Annotated in this window: 11 protein-coding genes and 1 pseudogene; 8 read left to right on the top strand and 4 right to left on the bottom strand. The window is 47.5% G+C overall.

Features of this window, described 5'->3' with window-relative positions:
* The first annotated feature begins 233 nt into the window (after positions 1–233).
* Positions 234–2,237 carry a putative bifunctional diguanylate cyclase/phosphodiesterase gene (locus tag B9Y77_RS03720; RefSeq protein WP_085490512.1) on the top strand — a complete coding sequence of 668 codons (2,004 nt, stop codon included), beginning with the start codon at positions 234–236 and terminating at the stop codon, positions 2,235–2,237.
* Here the strand turns inward: B9Y77_RS03720 and B9Y77_RS03715 are convergent.
* Together B9Y77_RS03715 and greA are read right to left on the bottom strand one after the other, a co-directional pair.
* Positions 2,234–3,073: a TatD family hydrolase gene (locus B9Y77_RS03715; protein WP_085490511.1), complete on the bottom strand. Its 840-nt coding sequence runs from the start codon at positions 3,071–3,073 to the stop codon at positions 2,234–2,236. The two genes, B9Y77_RS03720 and B9Y77_RS03715, sit on opposite strands and share 4 nt — an antisense overlap.
* A 143-nt stretch (positions 3,074–3,216) precedes the next feature.
* On the bottom strand, positions 3,217–3,684 hold the full coding sequence (greA, locus tag B9Y77_RS03710) for a transcription elongation factor GreA (RefSeq protein WP_074208546.1): 468 nt from the start codon (positions 3,682–3,684) through the stop codon (positions 3,217–3,219).
* A gap of 73 nt (positions 3,685–3,757) precedes the next feature.
* Here greA and B9Y77_RS03705 point away from each other — a divergent pair, with 73 nt between their 5' ends.
* The 7 genes and pseudogenes from B9Y77_RS03705 to B9Y77_RS03680 all read left to right on the top strand — a co-directional run bounded on the left by B9Y77_RS03705 (position 3,758) and on the right by B9Y77_RS03680 (position 10,321).
* Positions 3,758–4,054, top strand: a complete 297-nt coding sequence (locus B9Y77_RS03705; RefSeq protein WP_085490510.1) for a DUF7724 family protein — start codon at positions 3,758–3,760, stop codon at positions 4,052–4,054.
* Positions 4,047–4,280 (top strand): DUF7723 family protein, encoded by a 234-nt coding sequence (locus B9Y77_RS03700; RefSeq protein WP_085490509.1) that lies wholly within the window; start codon positions 4,047–4,049, stop codon positions 4,278–4,280. Before B9Y77_RS03705 ends, B9Y77_RS03700 begins: the two co-directional genes overlap by 8 nt.
* Positions 4,273–4,554 carry a DUF4160 domain-containing protein gene (locus B9Y77_RS03695; protein ID WP_085490508.1) on the top strand — a complete coding sequence of 94 codons (282 nt, stop codon included), beginning with the start codon at positions 4,273–4,275 and terminating at the stop codon, positions 4,552–4,554. Before B9Y77_RS03700 ends, B9Y77_RS03695 begins: the two co-directional genes overlap by 8 nt.
* Before the next feature lie 154 nt (positions 4,555–4,708).
* On the top strand, positions 4,709–6,385 hold the full coding sequence (locus B9Y77_RS03690) for a fibrobacter succinogenes major paralogous domain-containing protein (protein WP_254899908.1): 1,677 nt from the start codon (positions 4,709–4,711) through the stop codon (positions 6,383–6,385).
* A 49-nt stretch (positions 6,386–6,434) separates the two neighbouring features.
* On the top strand, positions 6,435–8,282 hold the full coding sequence (locus B9Y77_RS03685) for a fibrobacter succinogenes major paralogous domain-containing protein (protein WP_254899907.1): 1,848 nt from the start codon (positions 6,435–6,437) through the stop codon (positions 8,280–8,282).
* Between the two features lie 212 nt (positions 8,283–8,494).
* Positions 8,495–8,977 (top strand): annotated as a pseudogene (locus tag B9Y77_RS16315) (DUF2062 domain-containing protein); the annotation flags it as partial.
* A gap of 99 nt (positions 8,978–9,076) precedes the next feature.
* A complete protein-coding gene (locus B9Y77_RS03680) occupies positions 9,077–10,321 on the top strand; it encodes a DUF1015 domain-containing protein (RefSeq protein ID WP_369597152.1) in 1,245 nt (414 codons plus the stop codon).
* A 300-nt stretch (positions 10,322–10,621) separates the two neighbouring features.
* Here the strand turns inward: B9Y77_RS03680 and B9Y77_RS03675 are convergent, their stop codons facing one another.
* Positions 10,622–11,548, bottom strand: a complete 927-nt coding sequence (locus tag B9Y77_RS03675) for a S26 family signal peptidase (protein WP_254899906.1) — start codon at positions 11,546–11,548, stop codon at positions 10,622–10,624.
* 71 nt (positions 11,549–11,619) lie between these two features.
* Positions 11,620–13,440 (bottom strand): translation elongation factor 4, encoded by a 1,821-nt coding sequence (lepA, locus tag B9Y77_RS03670; RefSeq protein ID WP_073424034.1) that lies wholly within the window; start codon positions 13,438–13,440, stop codon positions 11,620–11,622.
* Between the last annotated feature and the right edge of the window lie 215 nt (positions 13,441–13,655).

The raw sequence follows: 13,655 nt of genomic DNA, 5'->3' as shown, positions 1-13,655 counted from the left end.
AAATTTATTTTATATACAATGAACTTTTTCGATATTTTAAGCCTATATTCAACTATAGAAGATGTGGATACTTGCAAATTTTTAACCGTAAGTATCCTTGTTAATTAACACTTTTAATATTCCAACTTGGAATACTAGAACTTGGAGTAAATAAATCATTACTAAATTCTTTCGGGTTGCTCTATTTTGAAATATTCTGCTTATTTTAGGTGTAAATATAGGATTGGGTTGACATGAGATTATTTGACGAACATGTAGTCTTGCGCTTTGCGCTATTGTTAGCGTGTTTTCTGTTTGCAGAATCGATTCCAGATATTCTGAATTTTGCAGAACACGCTTATAATTTTATCCCGTACTTTTTGGCGATAGTTTTCTTGGCGTATGTTGCGCTTTTTTACAAGTTCCCGATGGATGCTCGGAAACTTCGCAATGACGTCGATATTCCGGAACCAAAAGTCGTGGAGCCGATTCGCGATCTTAAAAAAGACCTTATCGAAAAAGATGAAATGTTCCAGATGATGATTGATGTGTCGTCGGATGGATTCTGGACGTTTGATGTTGCTTCGGGAAAGGTTTACTGGTCGAACCGCATTGCCAAGTTGCTTGCTACCGAGAACGCTGTTCTTGAAGATTCTTTTGAGCCTCTGAAAAAGCGTGTGATTGAAAGTGACTGGAACGCATTCCGTGAACAGCTGAATGCCGCTTTGCAGACTTCTGGAACATTCTCTTGCAACCTGACCTTGCTTGATGCATCTAAGAAAAATATGAAGCTCGTGATTAGCGGACGCGTCCAGAGCAATGAATTAGGTCGCCCGATTCGTGTGATTGGTTCGTTGACGGAAGCGATGGATCGCAAGTCTGTAGAACGTGAACATTACAATTACGTTTATCAGGATGCTCTCACTGGCATTTATAACCGCAAGTACTTCCTTGAAAAGCTGAAAAACGATGTGGATATTGCTGCAAAACGTCCAGGTTATGTTTTTGCAGTGGCGCTTTTGGATGTCGATAGCTTTGGTGCTATCAATGCTTCTTATTCCATCAATATTGGCGATAACGTTCTCCGCACGATTGCTGACCGCTTAAAATCAATTGCTCGCCCGGATGACTGTGTGGCTCGAATTGGTCCTGATGTGTTTGCCGTTATCTTGCACAACATCCAGAGCCGTGACCCGAATGACGACTTGATTCCGCTTGTTCGTAATATTCATAACAAGGTAAAGTCTCCGATTCCGCTGGAAGGCAAGGACCTTTACATCAGCGTTTCGATGTCGATTGTCGTGAATCAGGATGTGGATTGCGTCGAGGATATTCTCGCCAATGCAAACGCAAGCCTTCGCGATATGAAGAAGGGCATTAACCATGGCGGTATCCAGTTCTTTAGCGGTGGCATTCGCGAAAAGGCGATGAAACTTTACAAGCTCGAATTCGAAATCCGCAGGGCTATTCAGGCACAAGAATTTGTGCTCATGTACCAGCCGATTGTCGATATTCAGGCGGGCAACAAGATTGTGGGCTTTGAAGCGCTTGTGCGTTGGAACCAGTCAGAACGCGGCATTATTTCGCCGGCTGAATTTATCCCGATTGCTGAAGAAACGGGGCTCATTGTGCCGATGGGTGCGCTCATTTTGCGCATGGCTTGCAAGCAGACCAAGCAATGGGTGGACATGGGATTTAAGGATATCCAGGTGGCGGTGAACTTCTCGGCAAAGCAGTTCTCGATGGATTCAATGGTCGATGATGTGCGTCGCGTGCTGACCGAAACAAACTTGAATCCGCGTAACTTGAAGCTCGAAATTACGGAATACACAGCCATGTGTGAAGCGGACAAGACGATTGAAATCATGCGTGCGCTTTCGAATATGGGTATCCAGATTTCGATTGATGACTTTGGAACGGGTTACAGTTCGCTTTCTTACTTGAAGCGCTATCCAGTGCATACTCTTAAGATGGATAAGTACTTTGTGGATCACGTGGCGGATAACGAAGAAGACGCTTCGTTTGCTCGCATGGTGATTGGCATTGCAAAGTCCTTGAACTTGGATCTCATCGCCGAAGGCGTTGAAACGAAGGAACAGCTCGACTTCTTGTATCGCGAAGGCTGCCACTTGATTCAGGGCTTCTATTTTAGCAGACCTCTCAATACGGATAAGGCGCTAGAATACATGAAGGAACATTACAATGTTCCGACGCAGGGATCTACCTTCGAAACAGAACAGAACGCTGTTAAAGCTTAGATTCCGTAGCATTTTTTCGTGTTTTCACGACAGTGATGGTAGAGTTCTTCTACCGTCACTTTTTTTATTTCGGCGAGCTTGTCGGCGATAAAAGGTATGTAGCCGGAGTGGCAGGGCTTTCCGCGGAAGGGAACGGGCGCCATGTAAGGGGCGTCGGTCTCCAAAAGCATTTGGTCGAGCGGTACGAGTGTTGCTGCGTCTCGGACGTTTTGTGCGTTGTTGAACGTGACGATTCCTGTGAATCCGACGAAGATGTTTGCATCTAGCTGAAGGAGCTGTTCGACGAATTCTGGCGTGCCTGTAAAACAGTGTACATGAACGTTGCGGTTGTGCAAGTTTGCTGCGCGCAGGACGGCGAGGGCGTCATCATCGGCTTCGCGGAGGTGGAGCACGAGAGGCTTGCCGCTTTCTATGCCGAGCTGCAAATGACGTTCGAAGAGCTTGACTTGGGCAGCCTTTGTTTCGGCGCCGTAATGGTAATCGAGGCCGAATTCACCGCAGGCGACGCACTTGGGGTGCTTCAAAAATTCCATCATCCGGGCTTCGTCTTCGGTTGTTTCTGTTTCGACGTATTCGGGATGGATGCCGTAAGCGGTGTAGACGAATGGATATTTTTCGCTGAGTTCGCGGGCGCGGTCAAAGTCTGCCGGGTCGCAGGCGACATGGATAAATGCTTCGGGCTGTGCAATCTTGGAGGCTGCCGCTTTTTCTTTGGCGGAACTGCGTTCGGTTGTGAAACTGGCGGTCTGGAAGCGCTCTAAAAGCGCGTCAAAGGATTCGCCCGCATGGCGCTCGTAAGAATCAATATGACAATGAGTATCGATGAAGTTGGTCATTGGTTGTTAGTCAATAGTCTTTAGTTGAATTATTTTGAAAATTAGCTGGCTTAAATATTTAGATTATGGTCAATCGCTATTTGTTTTGAATTAGAAAACGCACCTTTGGTGCCTAACTTAAACTATTGACCAATGACTAATAACTAGTAACTAACCTCTAATATCTCGTAAACTATCTTTCCGCGGGGGGCTTGGACTTCGACGGTGTCGCCGGCTTTTTTGCCCTGCAAGGCTTCGCCGATGGGGGACTTCATGCTGATTCGTCCCTGGAGCGGGTCGATTTCCTTGTCTCCGACGATGCTGTAAACCTTTTCGCGTTTGGTCTTCTTATCAATCATCTTGACTGTGGCGCCAAAGCGGATGGAACCGTCCTTGGTCGCTGCGTTTTCGACAATCTGTGCGCCATCTAGAATGCGGTCAAGTTCACGCAGGCGGCGGTCAATTTCGCGCACGCGCATGCGCCCGTAAGTGTAAGCAGCGTTTTCGCTGCGGTCGCCTTCGGCAGCGGCGGCTTGCACCTGGTTGATCATGGCCGGGCGTTCGACGTATTTGAGATGTTCCCATTCTGCCTTGAATTTTTCAAAGCCTTCTTTCGAAATCAAGTGTTTCATGGGAGAAAATTTAGAAAATGTGATTGAAAAAAAATATTATTTTTAATGAAAGGAACGATTGGAGCAAAATGTTATGGAAAAGGAAAAAGAATATTCTTTGAATCAAACGGCTCGTTTGTATAGCGAGTCGTCCTATACATTGTTCCAGTTTGGTAAAGAGACTATTAGGTTCATTGCTCCCCGTTGTCTTGAAAAGTATGAAAAGGTTCTAACTTGGGATAATGGGTATATTGTTGTGATGACAAAGTACAGCTACAGCAAGGATTTGGTTGAAGAATATATAGACCTTGTTCCGATTCTGAAAGATTTATATATTGATGTGGAACGATTCTTGGCACCGATAAAAAAAGTGGAGGTGAGATATGCTTGATGTCAAAGCTATAGCTGATGAAGCTGATGTCATTATCAGTGGCTTTGCTTTTTTAATCGAAGGCGAAAAAGTAAAAGTGGTAGATTTAAACAATGGTCATGGTGTTGCTGTTTTTAAGAAAGACGGAACGCTTATAGAAACCAATATGGATTCGGTAGAGCAGGATATTGCTAAGGGTTATTTGTCTAACGCTTTGGAATATATGGACGAATCTGTTTATGCCTAAGTTCTACAACTTTAAGATTGCTGGATATTTTCTTTATTTCACGTCAATGTGTATAGTGGAGTGCTTTCACGCTCATGCTAGTGATAGTCGTTTGACGGAAACCGGTTCAGCAAAGTTCTTTGTGAAAGAAAATGGTGATACGGTTGTTCAGAATAAAGGAGCTTTGAATGATCGCGATCTTTTGAAAATTCAGAAGTTCATCAAAGATCATTACAAGGAAATGTATTTGTTGTGGCAACAGCATGACGGCGGTGAATTTTACCGCGGAAATTAGATTTTCCTTCTAAAAACGCTGATTTTGGGGCATTTGGAGGTCTTTACGATTGAATAATCGTAAACTGCTTTCTATTCTTTAGAAATTTATCGGCTTCTTTTGTAAAGAAAAATATATATTAAAGAGAAAATCCTTTGCAAAAGAGGAGGGGCTTATGTCGTTAATAAAGACATGGTGTAAAAAAGCATTGCGAGGGTGCGTTGCTACAGCTGCAATATCAAGTGTGCTTTTGCTTACTGCCTGCGGTGATGATAGCAGTTCCAGTGGTCCAAACAACAATGCATCGCGTGAAGTTGTTGCTGTCAAGAATAAGTCCATAAGTGGTGTTTCGCAAAAAGGTCCTTTTGTCACTGGTTCGGTGGTTAAACTTTACGAACTAGACGGCGAGTCTTATGCTCAGACTGGCAAGAACTTTACGGGAAAGATTACCTCTGATGATGGTAAGTTTAGTATTTCGAGCGTGTCTCTAGCAAGTCAGTATGCTTTGCTTGAGGCGAATGGGTATTTCCATAACGAAATTATGGGAAATAAATCGCAAAGTACCATTACTTTGAATGCGCTCACGGACCTTTCCGACCGCAAAACGGTGAACATCAACTTGCTTACGCACTTGGAATATGAACGTGCCTTGTATTTGATGCGTGAAGGTAAAGGTATGTCTTCCGCTAAGAAACAGGCTGAAGCTGAAATTTTGAATGCTTTTGGCATCAAGGGTGAATTTGCAAGTTCTGAAGACCTTGATATTTTCAGCAAGGGCGATGGCAATGCTGCGCTCCTAGCCTTCAGCGTGCTGATGCTCAGGGATTTGAGCGAGGCTGATCTTACCGAGCTATTGACCAAGTTTGCCACGGATATTGAAAAAGATGGCGTTTGGGATGATGAGGAAAACAAAACTAATATTGCGGATTGGACGCAAATGAAGGATTATGCTGGTGAACTTGCGACTATTCGCGCCAATATTGAAAAGTGGAATTTGGGAACGGTACCCGAGTTCGAAAAATATGTGCGCAACTTTTGGTATACGAACTATGGTTTGGGTAAATGCGATGCTAGTAACAAAGCTGAAGTCAAAGAAGCCCTGAAGAACAAAGGCACGTTCTGTTGTACCGTAAATGGTTGGGTAAATGTGTCAAAGGGAAAGGGATGGCGTTGGGATGTTCCGAAGGAAGCTCACCTGAATCCAAACATTAATTATGGTACTCTGACAGATAGTCGCGATGGGCTAACTTATAAAACTGTGAAAATTGGCAATCAGGTGTGGATGGCCGAGAATTTGAACTATGCCGACAGTACGAAGACTCCGAGTCTGTTGAAACGCAGCTGGTGCTATAACAACGTTGCTGCCAACTGTGATGTGGTCGGACGCCTTTATACTTGGGCGGCGGCGATTGACTCGGTTGCTTTGTATGACGCTGGCAAGGGCATTGATTGTGGTTTCGGCAAAACCTGCACTCTCCCCGCAAAGGTGCAGGGCATTTGTCCGTCGGGCTGGCATTTGCCGACAAAAGCAGAATGGGAAACTTTGTTTACCGAAGTGGGTGGAGAATTGACAGCAGGCAAGATTCTCAAGTCGCAGACGGGATGGAATTATGATGGAAGAAATGGCAACGGTACTGATGGCGTGGGCTTTTCCGCGCTGCCTGCTGGCGGCAGGGGCGGCGATGGCGGCTTCGTCGGCGATGGCTACAACACCGTCTTCTTGAGTGCCAAGATCTATGGCTCTAACGCCTGCAGCGGCCTGTACTTGGACGGCAAATACGAGGGTGCGGGCCTGGACAACGGATGCATGGACTACGCCTTCTCGGTTCGTTGCCTGAAGGATGAATCATAGACTATTACAAATAAACGTATTTGAAAAAAACTTTGTTTTGGAGAATCTTATGTCGTTGAAAAAAATTTGGTGTGGAAAGAAGTCTTTGCGAGGGTGCGTTGCTACAGCTGCAATATCAAGTGTGCTTTTGCTTACAGCCTGTGGTGGCGATAGCAGCTCCAGTGGTCCAAACAACAATGCTTTGCCTGAAGTTGTTGCTGTCAAGAATAAGACCATTAGTGGCATATCCCAAAAAGGTCCTTTTGTTACTGGTTCGGTGGTTAAACTTTACGAACTAGACGGCGAGTCTTATGCTCAGACTGGCAAGAACTTTACGGGAAAGATTACCTCTGATGATGGTAAGTTTAGTATTTCGAGCGTGTCTCTAGCAAGTCAGTATGCTTTGCTTGAGGCGAATGGGTATTTCCGTAACGAAATTATGGGAAATAAGTCTCAAAGTACCATTACTTTGAATGCTCTCACAGACATTTCCGACCGCAAGACTGTAAATATTAATTTGCTTACGCATTTGGAATATGAACGTGCATTATACCTGGTGGGTAAAGGTAAAAATGTCTCCTCAGCTAAAAAACAAGCTGAATCAGAAATTTTGAATGAGTTTGGCATTAAGGGCGAATTTGCTAGTTCTGAAGACCTTGATATTTTCAGCAAGGGTGATGGCAATGCTGCGCTCTTAGCATTCAGCGTGCTGATGCTCAGGGATTTGAGTGAAGCCGATTTTACCGAACTCTTGACCAAATTTGCCACAGATATGGAAAAAGATGGTATTTGGGATGACGAGGCGACCAAGGCAAAAATTGCAGACTGGGCGGCAGCAAAGGATCTTGCGGGGGAACTAGCTATCATTCGCAGCAACATTGATAAGTGGAACTTGGGAGCGGTGCCTGAGTTCGAAAAGTATGTACGTAACTTCTGGTATACGAACTATGGCTTGGACGAATGTGGTTCAAGCAACAATGGCGAAATCAAGGCTACTGCTAACAAATACAGTGCCTCCTATGGATCGCAAGACCGCTTTATTTGTAAGGAGGGTGTATGGGGCGTAGCGACCGACATTGAATGTGATACCTACGGCGAAAAATGCTCCAGTGCAGAGGTTGGCAAGATGATTGATGGTGTGGAAAACGCAACCAACAAGTATTACTGCACCATAAACGGCTGGGTACAGCTGATGGGAGGCTGGAACTGGGATGTGCCGAAGGAAGCATATTTGAATCCTGAAATTGCCTATGACTCAATGACTGATCCCCGCGATGGTCAAATTTACAAGACTGTGAAAATCGGTGGCCAGGTGTGGATGGCTGAAAACTTGAACTATGCCGATAGTGTCAAAACTCCGAGTCTGTTGGAGCGTAGTTGGTGCTATAACAACAAGGCTGAAAATTGTGCCGTTGCCGGACGTCTTTACACCTGGGCGGCGGCGATTGACTTGGATGAATGCAAATACTTTAAATCCTGTTCGCTTCCGGCAAAGGTGCAGGGCATTTGTCCGCCGGGCTGGCGTCTACCGACCAAAACGGAATGGGGAACTTTGTTTACTAAAGTGGGTGGAAAACCCTTTAGTCTTGAACATCCTGAAGTGCTGGATTCAATTGCCGGTAAAATACTGACAACGCAATGTGGGGGGTGTAATGGTTGCAACGGCTCGGATTCGTTTGGGTTCTCTGCGCTCCCTGCTGGCTACAGGATGGGCACTAACCATGGTTGTGAGCCTTTTTGTTCTGGTGACTATGGCAAATTCTTTCATGTAGGTGAATATGCCCTTTTCTGGATTGCCGCTGAGGATGAATATGATGGCAGCAGAGCTTACTCGATGATGCTGGGGGATGAGATTGCATACAGTGCCGGTTACTCCAAAGATTACGGTTTTTCAGTTCGTTGCTTGAAGGACTTGTAGCCGGGGCGTTACGGGGCTGGCGATTGAAGCCCCGTTTGAGGGGGTGATGGAAGATCCGGCGTTTTTATTGTAATAGGGATTGGCGACCCCGGCACGGTGGCCGGGGTGACAATGTAAGCTGGGGCTGCAATCAGGGGGAGTCTTCCCCCTTTTATAGTCTTTGGTCTTTCCTCTATATTTACTATCTTTGGCTCGGTTATTTAAGAGGTGATATGGTTAAATTGAGAAGGAACGAATCGAAGTACAAGCGCTTAAGCCGTATTTATTACAATAGGATGTTTCCGAGGCGTCAGGATGCCATGCGAGTGGCGTGGTCTGTGGCGGCGGGCGTCTTTATTGGTATTTGGCCGACGATTGGTGTTGCCATTATTTTGACGGTTGCGTTCTGTGCCTTGTTCCGCCTTCCGAAGGTTCCGGGAATTGTCTCGTCGTTTGTGGCAAACCCGCTGACTCAGTTCGGATTTTTCTACCCGACGGGCTACATGCTCGGGTGTAAGATTGTCCATCCGGAGGCGATTAAGTTTGACTTTTTGGAAGAATTCCAGGGGCTATCGTTCAAGAATTTCACGACGGTGATCGGGCATTTGTGGAATGATGCTGCGGACCACCTGTTGGCGTTCATGATTGGCATTACAATTGTCGCTGCTATTGGCGGCGCCATCTTCTTTTTTCTAGCTTATTTCATCGTAAGTTACAGGAAGAAAAAATGGATTGAGGCAAAGACGGGTTATATCCATAACTTGATTGCCGAAGACGAAGTTTTAATCAAAGAAGCACACAAAGGAAAGAAACCTATGATGCACATCTATCCGTTCAAGGCTTTGCGTCCGGTGAACCCGGCTGAAGCTGAGACTATCTCTGCGCTCCCTTACGACGTGATGAATCGCGCCGAAGCCAAGGCTATGGCTGAGGGCCTTCCGCACTCCTACTTGCGCGTGACGCGTGCCGAACTCGAACTTCCGGATTCTGTCGACGCTTACGATCCGAAGGTTTATGCCCACGCTCGTGAAAATCTCGACAAGATGATCGAAGACGGCGTGATCGCTTTCGACCAGAAGCCGTGCCTCTACGTTTATCGCCAGACGATGAACGGTCGCGAACAGTACGGTCTTGTGTGCTGTGTTCCGGCTGCCGACTACTTCAACGGCACCATCAAGAAGCACGAACTTACCCGCGCTGACAAGGAAGAAGACCGTTTGCGCCATGTGCTCGCCACGAACGCCAATACGGGTCCGGTGTTCCTCACTTACCGCGACAACGGCCAGTTCGATATCTTCGGTGCTGTGACCAAGCGCAAGCCTGTTTACGACTTCGTGAGCAAGGGCGACGGCTTTGGCCACACGGTTTGGGTCATCGACGATGATGCTGAAATCGAAGCTATCCGCAAGTCCTTCGAAGAAATTCCGGTGAGCTACATCGCTGACGGTCACCACCGCAGTGCTGCTGGTGCTCGCGCTGCCAGCTACCGCGCCGAACAGAATCCGAAGAACACGGGCAACGAAGAATACAACCGTTACCTCGCTATCCTCTTCCCGAGCACGCAGCTCAAGATTTTGGACTACAACCGCGTGCTTAAGGACTTGAACGGCCGTACGCCGGAACAGCTCATGGAAGAAATGAAGCTTGTGTTCGATATCGAAGAATTGCCGAGCATGCAGAGCCCGAGCAAGCAGAATCAGGTGAACTTCTACATGGGCGGCAAGTGGTATGCTTGCACGTTCAAGGACAAGTTCCTCAAGAACTTGGGTCCGGTCGACAGCCTCGATGTGGCTCTCCTCCAGAAGCTTATCTTGAAGCCGCTCTTCGACATTGACGATCCGCGTACTTCCAAGCGCATCGACTTTGTCGGTGGTATCCGTGGTCTCGGCGAACTCGTAAAGCGCGTCGATAGCGGTGAATGCGCTTGCGCATTTGCAATGTATCCGACCACGCTCGATCAGCTCATGAGCATTGCCGACGCTGGCGAAATCATGCCGCCGAAGAGCACGTGGTTTGAACCGAAGCTCCGCGACGGTCTCTTGGTCCACACGCTCGACTAATTGCTTGTAGAATGCGCGAACCTCTCGTACGAGAGGCGCGGACTTCTATAGTGAAAATTGCAGAACGCACCCGGCTTGGGTGCGTTTTGGCTTTTTGATACGCAATGCTTTTATTTTTGCGTTCCTGCAAACGGTTGTTTGCAAAATGAGTCAATAATTCGTTTTTTGTGTTCCTAAATTCTACATTTCCCGCCGGTGATGTTTAATATGGTGTGTGGAATATGGATTTAAGTCAAAAGCACAGGTGGATACGTGTTCTGTATCTTTCGGGTATAATCGTTCTGTTGAAACTTAAACGATTTAAGTTTTGGTAGATTCTTTTTTTGCCGGCTTCTTTTTGTCTTTTTTCTCAGGCTTTTTGCCTGTTTTCGTCGCGCGTTTCAACAACGATCTCGCTGAATTTTGAAGTTCGGAAATGCGCTTGTCGAATGATTTCTGAATGTTGTTTGCCGTTTTGTTGGCGCGACCGATAAGACGATTTGTGGTAAAGTAACCGATTTCTCTGGAGTCTGCGCAATGGTTGGATTTTTCGCAGAGGAGGTAATAGCAGTCTTCAGGAACAACGTAAAAAGAAATCTTCGAGGAATCCTTGGCGTTGTATAGTTCACGCTTGATATGGATGGGCGTGTTGCCGGGTTCTGCAAGGAATATTTGGAGTTCTACGAGGAATCTGTCTTGCCAGGGCATGAAGTCGATTTCTTGCAAACTCACAAGGCGGTTTCCGAGCTTTGTGGAACCGATGCGTTCTAGCGGCATTTCTCGGTTGCCTTGCCAAAGACTGGACTTGATGTAGATTTTCTCGTTCTGCTCGTGCATGAGAGCTATCAAGTAGTCTTGTTCGACATCGCTTAGCTGGTCAAAACGGAGTGTATCGCCTTTGCGCGGAACGTAGATGCTGCGCGTTTCGATGAATGCGTCTTCGCCTTTCCATCTGAAGTTGCGGTGTGGCGTGTAGACTTTGCCGTTGTTCGTAATCGTGATGGAATCGCCTGGAACGCCGATGACTCTGCGAACCATGTTGTCCTGGTTGCGCATGACGCCCCAGACGTAATCGCCGTCGACAATATTTTCTGTACAGCTAGGAAGCTTGCACATCCACATGATGCTATTCTTTTTGAATTTGGGATGTAGCGAGTTGTCTTGCAGGCGGACGGGCTCGAAAATATAGGTGCGAACCCCGATCATGATTGTCAGCACGATGCCGAGGATAAAGACGAGGAAAAACACGTGCGCTCTGGAATGGCGTCGTTGTAATGACCTGACTTTACGATCGAGTGCTGACATGGTTCTGATTGCGATTAGTCGTTGCCGCCGGTAGAATCGTCGCTGAGAGAGAGAACTGCGAGGAATGCCTTTTGCGGCACTTCCACGGAGCCGATGCTCTTCATGCGCTTCTTACCTTCCTTCTGTTTTTCGAGGAGCTTACGCTTACGGGTAATGTCACCGCCGTAGCACTTGGCAAGCACGTCCTTGCGGACTGCCTTCACGGTCGAACGGCTGATAATCTTTCCGCCGATGGCTCCCTGGATGGCGACGTCGAACTGCTGGCGCGGAATGAGGTCCTTGAGTTTTACGCAGATGGCGTTGGCGTAGGTGTTTGCCTTGTCGCGGTGGATGATCACGGAGAAGGCGTCGACCGGGTCACCGTTCAAGAGAATGTCGAGCTTGACGAGGTTGTTGCGCTTGTATTCGCTCGGCGTGTAGTCGAGACCTGCGTAACCGCGGCTCAGAGACTTGAGACGGTCGTAGAAGTCGAACATGATTTCGGCAAGCGGAAGGTCGTACTTGAGGATGACCTTTGTTTCGTCGATGTATTCCATCGTTTCGAACGTGCCGCGCTTTTCTTCGCAAAGCGTCATCATGGCGCCGACATATTCCTTCGGTGTAAAAATCTGTGCCTTCACATACGGCTCTTCGATGTAGTCGTAGCGGCTAGCGTCGGGGAGCTTGGACGGGCTTTCGATTTTCACCATGGAGCCGTCGCTCATGTATACGTGGTATTCCACGTTCGGCACGGTTGTGATGATGTCCACGTTGAATTCGCGGTCCAAACGTTCCTGCACGATTTCCATGTGCAAAAGTCCGAGGAATCCCGTGCGGAAGCCAAAGCCGAGCGCTTCGGAAGTTTCCGGTTCCCAGCAGAGGGCGGAGTCGTTGAGGCGGAGCTTTTCAAGAGCTTCGCGCAAATCCTTGTAATCTTCCGGGTCGATGGGGTAGATACCCGAGTAAATCATCGGGAGCACGTCCTTGTAGCCCGGGAGCGGTTCTTCGGCTGGATTGGCGGCGTCCGTGAGCGTGTCACCGATTTTCACGTCGCTAATCGTCTTGACGTTTGCAAGCACGTAGCCGACCATGCCTTCGGTCAGTTCCGGGCGCGGGTCGCGGCGCATGCTGAATGTACCGACTTCCGTGACGACGTATTCGCCACCCGTCTTCATCATGCGGATTTTCATGCCCGCCTTGAGCGTGCCTTCGACAATGCGGATGTAGTTGATCACGCCGCGGTAGGAATCGTAAACGGAGTCAAAAATGAGAGCCTTGAGCGGCTTGCCGGAATCGCCCTTCGGAGCCGGGATTTCGTCGACAATCTTGTCGAGCACCTGTTCCACGTTAAGGCCTGTCTTTGCGGAAATGCGCGGAATCTTGTCCGGATCGTAGCCGAGCAGGTCACCGACGAGCTGAGCCACGTGATCGGGCTGTGCACCCGGAAGGTCTACTTTGTTCAAAACCGGGATGATCGTAAGGTCGTTTTCGATAGCGAGGTAGAGGTTCGAAAGCGTTTGCGCTTCGATGCCCTGGCTTGCGTCCACGACGAGGATGGCGCCTTCGCAAGCGGCGAGGGAACGGCTGACTTCGTAAGTGAAGTCCACGTGCCCCGGCGTATCGATCATGTTCAAAATGTATTCTTCACCGTCTTTTTCATAGACCATGCGGATGGCGTGAGCCTTGATGGTAATGCCGCGTTCGCGTTCCAGGTCCATGTCGTCCAGGAGCTGGTTCATCATTTCGTTTTTAGAGACCGTCTTGGTCAATTCAATCATTCTGTCGGCCAAGGTGGATTTGCCGTGATCGATGTGGGCGATAATGCTAAAATTACGGATATTGTTGTTTTGCGGCATATTAAGATGTTGAAGAGTTTTTGCATAAATATAGAAATCTTGTGCCTGTTTATTGGAACTCGCTGTGAACCCATTAAAAAAAAACTATATTCTAGGTGTACAATTTGTTCTTTTAGTACGATATACTTTTAGAACGTTACAACGACGGAAGTTAAGTTTTGTTAAAAAAGTTCATTATTTGCAGTGCCCTTTGCCTTGCCGCAAATGCTTTTGCT

This window comes from Fibrobacter sp. UWB13 (assembly GCF_900177805.1).
In the GTDB taxonomy this organism is placed as follows: Bacteria; Fibrobacterota; Fibrobacteria; order Fibrobacterales; family Fibrobacteraceae; genus Fibrobacter.
Note: the sequence above shows the minus strand (reverse complement) of the source record. Positions and strands in the feature narration are given on the sequence as shown.